Genomic DNA, 6,427 nt, shown 5'->3' with positions numbered 1-6,427 from the left:
GGAACAAATCCCACCGCTCGCTGGCTGGTCAGTAGGTCGATGCGTCTGGTCGGTCCCTCTGGTGAGGGAGTCTGGTTCACTCATTCTGAGTCCTCCAAGAAGTCGCGCCGAACCTCGGCGCGTTCACGTTCCGTTCGTTCGTCGTAGTGCTGTTCGAGCACGTCTGGCGTCGCATCCGAGCGGTCGCTGACGACCTCCTCGGGGACGCCATCACGGAGCATCCGCGTGATCGCGCCCCGGCGGATGGCGTGGGGCGAGACCGACGATGGACACTCCCGAGCCTGTTTGTCCTCGACGGCGTCGCAGTCGGCCAGGTCCCGGTCGTGCGGGCACTCCTGGTCGATGATACACGGCCGCGTCAGTCGGTAGACCGTCTCCCGAATCGCGCCCTCGCTCATCCGGCCGAACTGGCTGGCGATCAGCGGCTCGCGGCCGTGGTCGTCGGTGACGGCCTCACGGTTCACCCGGATGTAGTCGTCGAGCACCGCGCCGTAGTGTTCGCCGACCGCGATCGCCCGCTCGGCCGACTCGCGGTTCTTCAAGGGCGTGCCCGAATCCGGTCGATGGCGAACCTCCAGCACGAGCGCGTCACTGTCCCAGTCGCCGATGTCGAGCGCCCGGAGCGTCCCGAGCCGAATCCCGGTATGGACCAGGATCACCATGATGACGTGGTCACGACTGGCGTAGCGATATGCGTCGAGAAAGTCGAGAATCGACTGGGCGCGGTCGGCGTCGAGCTGGACGTTCTTGGACTCCTCGGCGGCCGAGACGTTCGGAAGGACGACCTTCTCGCGCATCCCGTCCTCGACGGCATCGATCGAGGCACAGAACTCCAGAAACACCCGGAGCGTCGCCAGATGCGTCTTGAGAGTCAGCGCCGTGACGTCCTCGCCACGCCAGACTCGATACTCGTGGATATCGCGTCCATCGAGTTCGTTCAGATTCTCGATATCGTGGACCTCACAGAACTCGATGAACGTATCCAGGCGATACCGGTGATTCTGGAGCGTCTTTTCCGACACGTCGCTCTCGCGAAACTCCAGATACATCTCGACGGCGCGACGGGGCTCGATCGGCCGGAGGTCGCTCACCCCGACCACCGGCCGAAACGACCAACAGTTGCGTCTGTGTATGCAAACATGGGTCTCTGACAGGCCCGCGCCGGGGGAGAGATTGGAACCTGGCCCCCGACGCGAGCGATGGACCCAGCGGGACTTGCACCCGCTTTTGCACCACTGTGGAGGTCTGACTACTCGTGCGTGCTGTCTACAGAACTGTCCGACTGCCCGCCAGTTTCGGCGGCCAGTCTGTCGGCGTGTTCGGCTATCACTTCGGCATGGCAGGCTGGGCCGTCGTCGTCGAGATGCTGGCACCAGCAACCGAGTACGGAACCTGAGAGTTCCCGAACCGCCTTTCGGAACTCGTCGTCAGCTCGAAGTCGCGCCTCGAAGTCGTCGCGGAATAGGTCGATAGACTCGGCACGACTGTACCCGTCGTCGAGCCGATGGGGGTTTCCGAGCCACCCGCGAGTCCCGATCTCCGTGTTGTTCATCGTTCGGCCGCCTTGGCCGCGCCCTACGTACACGTCGGTTTGATCGGCCTTCGTGTGTCCGACTCGCGTCTCACTCATCTACAATACCCTCCGAATTATCCTCACTATCGGCGCGGTCAGTTCCCGTGTCTACCTCGTGGTCGTTCCACGCCTCTTTGGCGTGATGAGAACACATTTTCTCACCCTCAGGACCGCGTCGCAAATGCTGGCGTCCGGGAGGAACGTGAAGCGGCTTCTCATCGACACAGCGTCCGCAAATTCCCATCAGCGTCACGCCGAGTCACCTCCAACGTAGCGAGTCGGAACCGGAACCCATCGAGTCTCGCCGTCGCGGAACTCGACTTTCAGACCGGCCATGCTGCTGTTAAATCCGGGCGCGTCGGGGCCGTGGCAGTTGGACGGGAACGTGAGGTTGCAGTCGCGGCAAGACCATCCGAACGCTTCTGCGTCGGTATTTGGTAGCGTTTTCCCGCCGGATTTAGTGTGGCCGACGTAGCTTCCGCAGTCGGGACACATCGGCTGTCGTCCATCCCGGTCGAGCCGCGCGACCTCCCGCTCGACAGGATTGCGGGAGAGCGCGACCTGTTCAGTACCGCCCATCTATACATCACGCTCCGATTCTCCGACAGTATCGGCGTTGTTTTTGATGGCCTTCTGCCAGTGTTCTGGGACCTCCTCTTGGTCGACCTCAGTCTTTCCGTTGGCGACGATCTTCCCGCCGGGGCCAACCTCCTCGTAATCGTGGACTCGGTACCACGTATCAGTCAGTTTGCTGTAAGCGTAGACCTCATCCATCTGACGAACCCTCCGGTTCGGTGCCGGCCGCGCTAATTGATGGTCCCGTGAGAACACACGGACGGTCGGGGGAAGGTCGGTCCCACGAATACCGAACCGGGGCCGTTGCCACCATCATTTCGCCGTCGAACACGATGGGGCCAGTGTGGTCGAAATGAACGTCGAAATTTCCAGTAGTGTAACTCTCTCCGGCATCTCTGAGTTTCCGAAGCGCGCGCTTCAACTGGTGACGTTTCAGGTTCGTTACGATAGTCGCGTCAAACTGCGGGCCGTAGCCGAGCGATAGCTCTCCGCCGTCAGACGCCACGAAGATCGTCGTTTCCTCGTCGCCAATTATGTCATCATCGGCCATCAGACGGAATTTTGCACCCACTTCTCGGTACGTGATTGTCGCCTCTGCCGGCTCAAACTTCTCGATAACGCCCACCGTGTTATCGTCGTTCAGTGGTTCGCCCACGGACAAGTTCATGAACCTCTGCGGGTCGATGTTGCTACTCATCGTTGCCCCCGTTCGCATTTTTGTCCGACGCGGTGGCAGTTTCGGTCCGGTCCTGGGCGGTCTCGGCACCCGTCCCGGCCCCGATCGCGACACCCAGACGACAGCCGACTTTCCGAGTATCATCGGGAAACCGGCTAATCATCCGATCGCCCCTCCTGTTCGACGACCAGCCGATGCCCGGTCCGCTTGATATGGATCGACGCCTTCCGTCTCACGAACGCCTCGGCGCCCGTGGCGAGGAACACACAGTCCTGGCAGTCGCCGACGAACGCGTCCGTCTGCTGGTGGGGGCTACTGCTGGTCGCCATCAGTCTACCCTCCCGACCGCGTCCCGGACCTGCTGGTCGCTCGCCCCGAGGGGCTGGTTATCCTCGGCCGAGTCGGTACAGCAGCGCCGGGCGGCATCGTCGTCGTGGTACTCGGCGAGACAGTCGCCGCAGTACCAGGTCGAGCCGCCGTCAGTCACCAGGTCCGGATCGGCCTCGTCGAGCGTGGCCGCCAGCCCGGACAGTCCGTTATCGTGCTTGGACTCGCGCGTCGCCGGCTCGTCACAGAGCCAGCCACAGGCGGCACAGCGATACTGATGATCGGTCTCCGCGCACGAGTCGGCTTTCGTGGGGTTGCGACGCCGGAGCTTCGCCCGATCACAGCGGGGGCAGACCTCGATCAGTCCGCCGTCGGTGACGGGTTCATGGTCGTGGTCCAGGGCCGCCCGGACATGGGGCGAGTTCGATGCCGCCAGGTCCCGCGGCTCGCGCTCGATGGGCTCGCCGAAATCGTGGCCACAGCCACGGCAGACGAAGCGCTCGTCGGCGTCGTAGCGATCGCTCGTCCGCTCGCGAAAGTCGGCGTGCTCGCACTCGGGGCAGGCGGTGACGAGCCCGCCGTCGGTCATCAGTCGATGCGCGTCGCTGTCAGTGTCGGTTGGCATGATGGATCGGAGTGAACGGTCGCGGAGTGCGTGCCCGCAGGGCTGGGCCGTCCGGCGGCGATCGGCCGCGACGCCGTCGATCGGCTCGCCACAGACGGGACACGCGGACTGGTCAGTAGGCGATGCTTTCTGAGCGAACTGTTCAGTGAATCGTCGGGGGCTTTTACGGGGGTGCGGTGTGTTGCGTGACATACGGTCGTTCCCAGACCGACGCGGCTCCGCAGTACCAGTGCGGTGCCGCACACGCGGTTTCTTCGATCGGTGTGCGACGAGCGCCGCGTCGGCCTTGCTCAAGATGTGTTTACCCCAACCACTTAGTGTTTTGCACCACGTAGCACAATTATGGGCCACAAGGAGCAGGATTGTACCACAAGTCGACATAGTGAAAAATTCGACGGCGATAAGCCCTATGCGGCCGACGGTGGGTCTGTGCCCGCTGAGGACCGCCGTGATGAGACACTGGACTTCCTTACGGACCACCAGATACCTCTCCCACCGAAAGCGATCTACCGCGCGATGAAGATTGAGCGTGACATCAACTTCTCGTACAGAACTGTCCAAAACATCCTTTCTGAACTCTCTGAGTCTGGTCTTGTTGCGAAAGTCGACATGAAAGAACTCGACAATGGGAACCTCGTTGAGCTTGGTGACGATGCATCTGGCTCGCGAGCTTACTACATGATAACCAACAAGGGCGTGGCGCTGGCTGAGTCTGACGCCGGGTTGGAATAGACACAGTTTTTCGCCTCGTGACGAAAGTACTAAGTGGCCGGAAGCCGTGACTATTAGATAGGAACAGGCGCGCCGCTGGGCGATTTTCGATGATGATTGAGAATCGCCCGACCTGTCTCCAGCAGGCCAGGCGCGTTGGTTCCGCTGAGAACCATGCTGAAATCCGACCCACATCCACAAGAACGTATCGCCCGCGAACTGCTGACCCAGGACCCGACCTACCTCGGCACCGCCGACGGCGTCGCGGTCTACTGGGACAGCTACGAACAGACGGCCGCGGTCGTGGCCGACGACGGCGACGCCGACACGGTCGCGCTCGCCGACACGCCGTTCGACACGCTGGTCGACTACTGCGACCACATCCGCCAGACCCGCGGCTGGGACGTTGGCCCGCGCGTTTCCTCGTCGATGGCCGACCAGTTCGAGCGCGCCCTGCAAGCATGAACAGCGAGACTGTCGCCGACGCCCGCGGGTTCGTCTACCAGCCCGTCCGCGGCCCGAAGCGCCGCGTCCTGTACGAACCGCGGTCTGACGGGACGTTCTGGCGCGTAACCTCAGTCTGGAACGGCTGTCGCTGGCGAACCACTGGCCGCGAAGTGGTCGAGACCGTCCGCCGGGTCTGAACACCCACCCCAGTTTTCTCACGCGTCGACCTCCCGATCGTAGGGTCCGGCCTCAGTTTCCAGCCGGACTTCGTGACGATTGAGCAACTCCCCCGTCGCACTGTCTCGAAGCTCGTCAAAGGACGGATCGACACCCTCGGTCCTGGCACAACTGGCACACCAGAAGTGGTGGTTCGTCGGTTCCCAGGTCGTGTGACCGTGCGGACACCGAAACCGCCACCGGTCGGACTCGTCGGTCAACTCGACTGTCGTCATGCGTGTCAGGATGGATGACCACGAGATGGTATATAGTCGAGTCTTAAGCGGAGTGAAAGTGAAACAGAACGACGGCGACGGGATGCACCCTGGAAACGAGGACGTTTCCGGAAGTTCCGAGAAACAGCGTTAACCAACACTGGCACCCCCGAACCCGCCACTGTTGGTTAAGACCAACCAATCCGCCGATTCCAGCGGTTTCGATGCGGTTTCCCGACCGATTCCAGTGATTTCAGGCCCAGCCAGAACCCGTTTCAGGCCCACGCTGTAACTACTCACCCGATGAACTGACCGATGGATTTACAGGATAGCCACCGCCTACGATTGTCTGCGGGCATTGCCCGAACCTAAGGATAATACGGCACTCCCGGGCGCTGAACACGCCCCTCAGATCCATTACGAGGGTGCATCCCACCCTTTCAAGCACGCGTTGAGCGACCTTCTGGGGCGTCTTGAACCAAATTCGGTTCGTAAAACGAGTGGTTACTTTATACTAATCTGTGCTTATCGTGAATCCGTAATGCAGCTCAAAGAACTGTTCAACGACGATGACGCTGTCTCGCCGGTTATCGGCGTCATCCTCATGGTCGCGATTACGGTCATCCTCGCCGCAGTGATTGCATCGTTCGTCCTCGGGCTCGGGGACCAGACACAGAGCACCACGCCGCAGGCCTCGTTCGCGTTCGACTACGATTCGACGGTCGGGAACAATACCGAAGGTGTGCTGACCATCACCCACGATGGCGGTGACACCATCGAATCGAATACGCTCTATGTGCGTGGGAGCGGGATAACGGACGACTCCGGCGGCTTATCTTCGAGCAGTGACTACGACCTCGGAAAAAGCACCTCACCCGCAACCTGGGACAACGCCGGGGCACCAACCGAAATCTCCGCCGGATCCAGCATTGACGTCGCAGTCCGGAACTTCTACGACGTCCGCGTCGTCTACGAGAAGGCTGACGGCAGTTCCTCGGCCACGCTTGGTCAGGACTCCGGCCCCGAAGCGTAACTGACCGACCACTTTTCCGTTTTATCGA

At 61.6% G+C, this 6,427-nt stretch carries 11 protein-coding genes; 4 read left to right on the top strand and 7 right to left on the bottom strand.

Features of this window, described 5'->3' with window-relative positions:
* Nucleotides 1–80 precede the first annotated feature (80 nt).
* From Hhyl2_RS22220 to Hhyl2_RS22195, 6 genes are all read right to left on the bottom strand, one after another.
* Nucleotides 81–1,049: a tyrosine-type recombinase/integrase gene (locus Hhyl2_RS22220; protein ID WP_483552975.1), complete on the bottom strand. Its 969-nt coding sequence runs from the start codon at nucleotides 1,047–1,049 to the stop codon at nucleotides 81–83.
* Between the two features lie 200 nt (nucleotides 1,050–1,249).
* Nucleotides 1,250–1,630: a DUF4326 domain-containing protein gene (locus Hhyl2_RS22215; protein ID WP_483552973.1), complete on the bottom strand. Its 381-nt coding sequence runs from the start codon at nucleotides 1,628–1,630 to the stop codon at nucleotides 1,250–1,252.
* Between the two features lie 522 nt (nucleotides 1,631–2,152).
* Nucleotides 2,153–2,347, bottom strand: a complete 195-nt coding sequence (locus tag Hhyl2_RS22210) for a hypothetical protein (protein ID WP_483552972.1) — start codon at nucleotides 2,345–2,347, stop codon at nucleotides 2,153–2,155.
* Entirely contained in the window at nucleotides 2,340–2,846 is a 507-nt protein-coding gene (locus Hhyl2_RS22205; RefSeq protein ID WP_483552971.1) for a hypothetical protein, read from the bottom strand. The genes Hhyl2_RS22210 and Hhyl2_RS22205 overlap by 8 nt, the downstream gene beginning before the upstream one ends.
* Before the next feature lie 134 nt (nucleotides 2,847–2,980).
* Nucleotides 2,981–3,154, bottom strand: a complete 174-nt coding sequence (locus Hhyl2_RS22200) for a hypothetical protein (RefSeq protein WP_483552970.1) — start codon at nucleotides 3,152–3,154, stop codon at nucleotides 2,981–2,983.
* On the bottom strand, nucleotides 3,154–3,777 hold the full coding sequence (locus tag Hhyl2_RS22195; RefSeq protein WP_483552969.1) for a hypothetical protein: 624 nt from the start codon (nucleotides 3,775–3,777) through the stop codon (nucleotides 3,154–3,156). Before Hhyl2_RS22195 ends, Hhyl2_RS22200 begins: the two co-directional genes overlap by 1 nt.
* Nucleotides 3,778–4,119: 342 nt before the next feature.
* On the opposite strand from Hhyl2_RS22195, the gene Hhyl2_RS22190 reads away from it, so the two are divergent.
* The 3 genes from Hhyl2_RS22190 to Hhyl2_RS22180 all read left to right on the top strand — a co-directional run bounded on the left by Hhyl2_RS22190 (nucleotide 4,120) and on the right by Hhyl2_RS22180 (nucleotide 5,132).
* Nucleotides 4,120–4,509: a hypothetical protein gene (locus Hhyl2_RS22190; protein WP_483552968.1), complete on the top strand. Its 390-nt coding sequence runs from the start codon at nucleotides 4,120–4,122 to the stop codon at nucleotides 4,507–4,509.
* 153 nt (nucleotides 4,510–4,662) lie between these two features.
* Nucleotides 4,663–4,953, top strand: coding sequence for a hypothetical protein (locus Hhyl2_RS22185; RefSeq protein ID WP_483552967.1), 291 nt, complete (start codon nucleotides 4,663–4,665; stop codon nucleotides 4,951–4,953).
* On the top strand, nucleotides 4,950–5,132 hold the full coding sequence (locus Hhyl2_RS22180; RefSeq protein ID WP_483552966.1) for a hypothetical protein: 183 nt from the start codon (nucleotides 4,950–4,952) through the stop codon (nucleotides 5,130–5,132). Before Hhyl2_RS22185 ends, Hhyl2_RS22180 begins: the two co-directional genes overlap by 4 nt.
* A gap of 18 nt (nucleotides 5,133–5,150) precedes the next feature.
* Here the strand turns inward: Hhyl2_RS22180 and Hhyl2_RS22175 are convergent, their stop codons facing one another.
* Complete coding sequence (locus Hhyl2_RS22175; protein ID WP_483552965.1) at nucleotides 5,151–5,387, bottom strand: hypothetical protein; 237 nt, start codon at nucleotides 5,385–5,387, stop codon at nucleotides 5,151–5,153.
* Between the two features lie 520 nt (nucleotides 5,388–5,907).
* On the opposite strand from Hhyl2_RS22175, the gene Hhyl2_RS22170 reads away from it, so the two are divergent.
* Nucleotides 5,908–6,399 carry a type IV pilin domain-containing protein gene (locus Hhyl2_RS22170; protein ID WP_483552964.1) on the top strand — a complete coding sequence of 164 codons (492 nt, stop codon included), beginning with the start codon at nucleotides 5,908–5,910 and terminating at the stop codon, nucleotides 6,397–6,399.
* Nucleotides 6,400–6,427: the final 28 nt, after the last annotated feature.

The sequence above is a fragment of the Haloarcula sp. H-hyl2 genome, from assembly GCF_056934385.1.
The sequence above is the reverse complement of the archived record's forward strand: the minus strand, read 5'-3'. Positions and strand labels throughout refer to the sequence as shown.

What these genes read in the sequence shown, in the direction of transcription:
- Hhyl2_RS22200 (WP_483552970.1), bottom strand. Translation starts at nt 3,154, where the DNA reads ATGGCGACCAGCAGTAGCCCCCACCAGCAGACGGACGCGTTCGTCGGC.
- Hhyl2_RS22175 (WP_483552965.1), bottom strand. Translation starts at nt 5,387, where the DNA reads ATGACGACAGTCGAGTTGACCGACGAGTCCGACCGGTGGCGGTTTCGG.
- Hhyl2_RS22190 (WP_483552968.1), top strand. Translation starts at nt 4,120, where the DNA reads ATGGGCCACAAGGAGCAGGATTGTACCACAAGTCGACATAGTGAAAAA.
- Hhyl2_RS22170 (WP_483552964.1), top strand. Translation starts at nt 5,908, where the DNA reads ATGCAGCTCAAAGAACTGTTCAACGACGATGACGCTGTCTCGCCGGTT.
- Hhyl2_RS22185 (WP_483552967.1), top strand. Translation starts at nt 4,663, where the DNA reads ATGCTGAAATCCGACCCACATCCACAAGAACGTATCGCCCGCGAACTG.
- Hhyl2_RS22220 (WP_483552975.1), bottom strand. Translation starts at nt 1,049, where the DNA reads ATGTATCTGGAGTTTCGCGAGAGCGACGTGTCGGAAAAGACGCTCCAG.
- Hhyl2_RS22215 (WP_483552973.1), bottom strand. Translation starts at nt 1,630, where the DNA reads ATGAGTGAGACGCGAGTCGGACACACGAAGGCCGATCAAACCGACGTG.
- Hhyl2_RS22180 (WP_483552966.1), top strand. Translation starts at nt 4,950, where the DNA reads ATGAACAGCGAGACTGTCGCCGACGCCCGCGGGTTCGTCTACCAGCCC.
- Hhyl2_RS22205 (WP_483552971.1), bottom strand. Translation starts at nt 2,846, where the DNA reads ATGAGTAGCAACATCGACCCGCAGAGGTTCATGAACTTGTCCGTGGGC.
- Hhyl2_RS22210 (WP_483552972.1), bottom strand. Translation starts at nt 2,347, where the DNA reads ATGGATGAGGTCTACGCTTACAGCAAACTGACTGATACGTGGTACCGA.
- Hhyl2_RS22195 (WP_483552969.1), bottom strand. Translation starts at nt 3,777, where the DNA reads ATGCCAACCGACACTGACAGCGACGCGCATCGACTGATGACCGACGGC.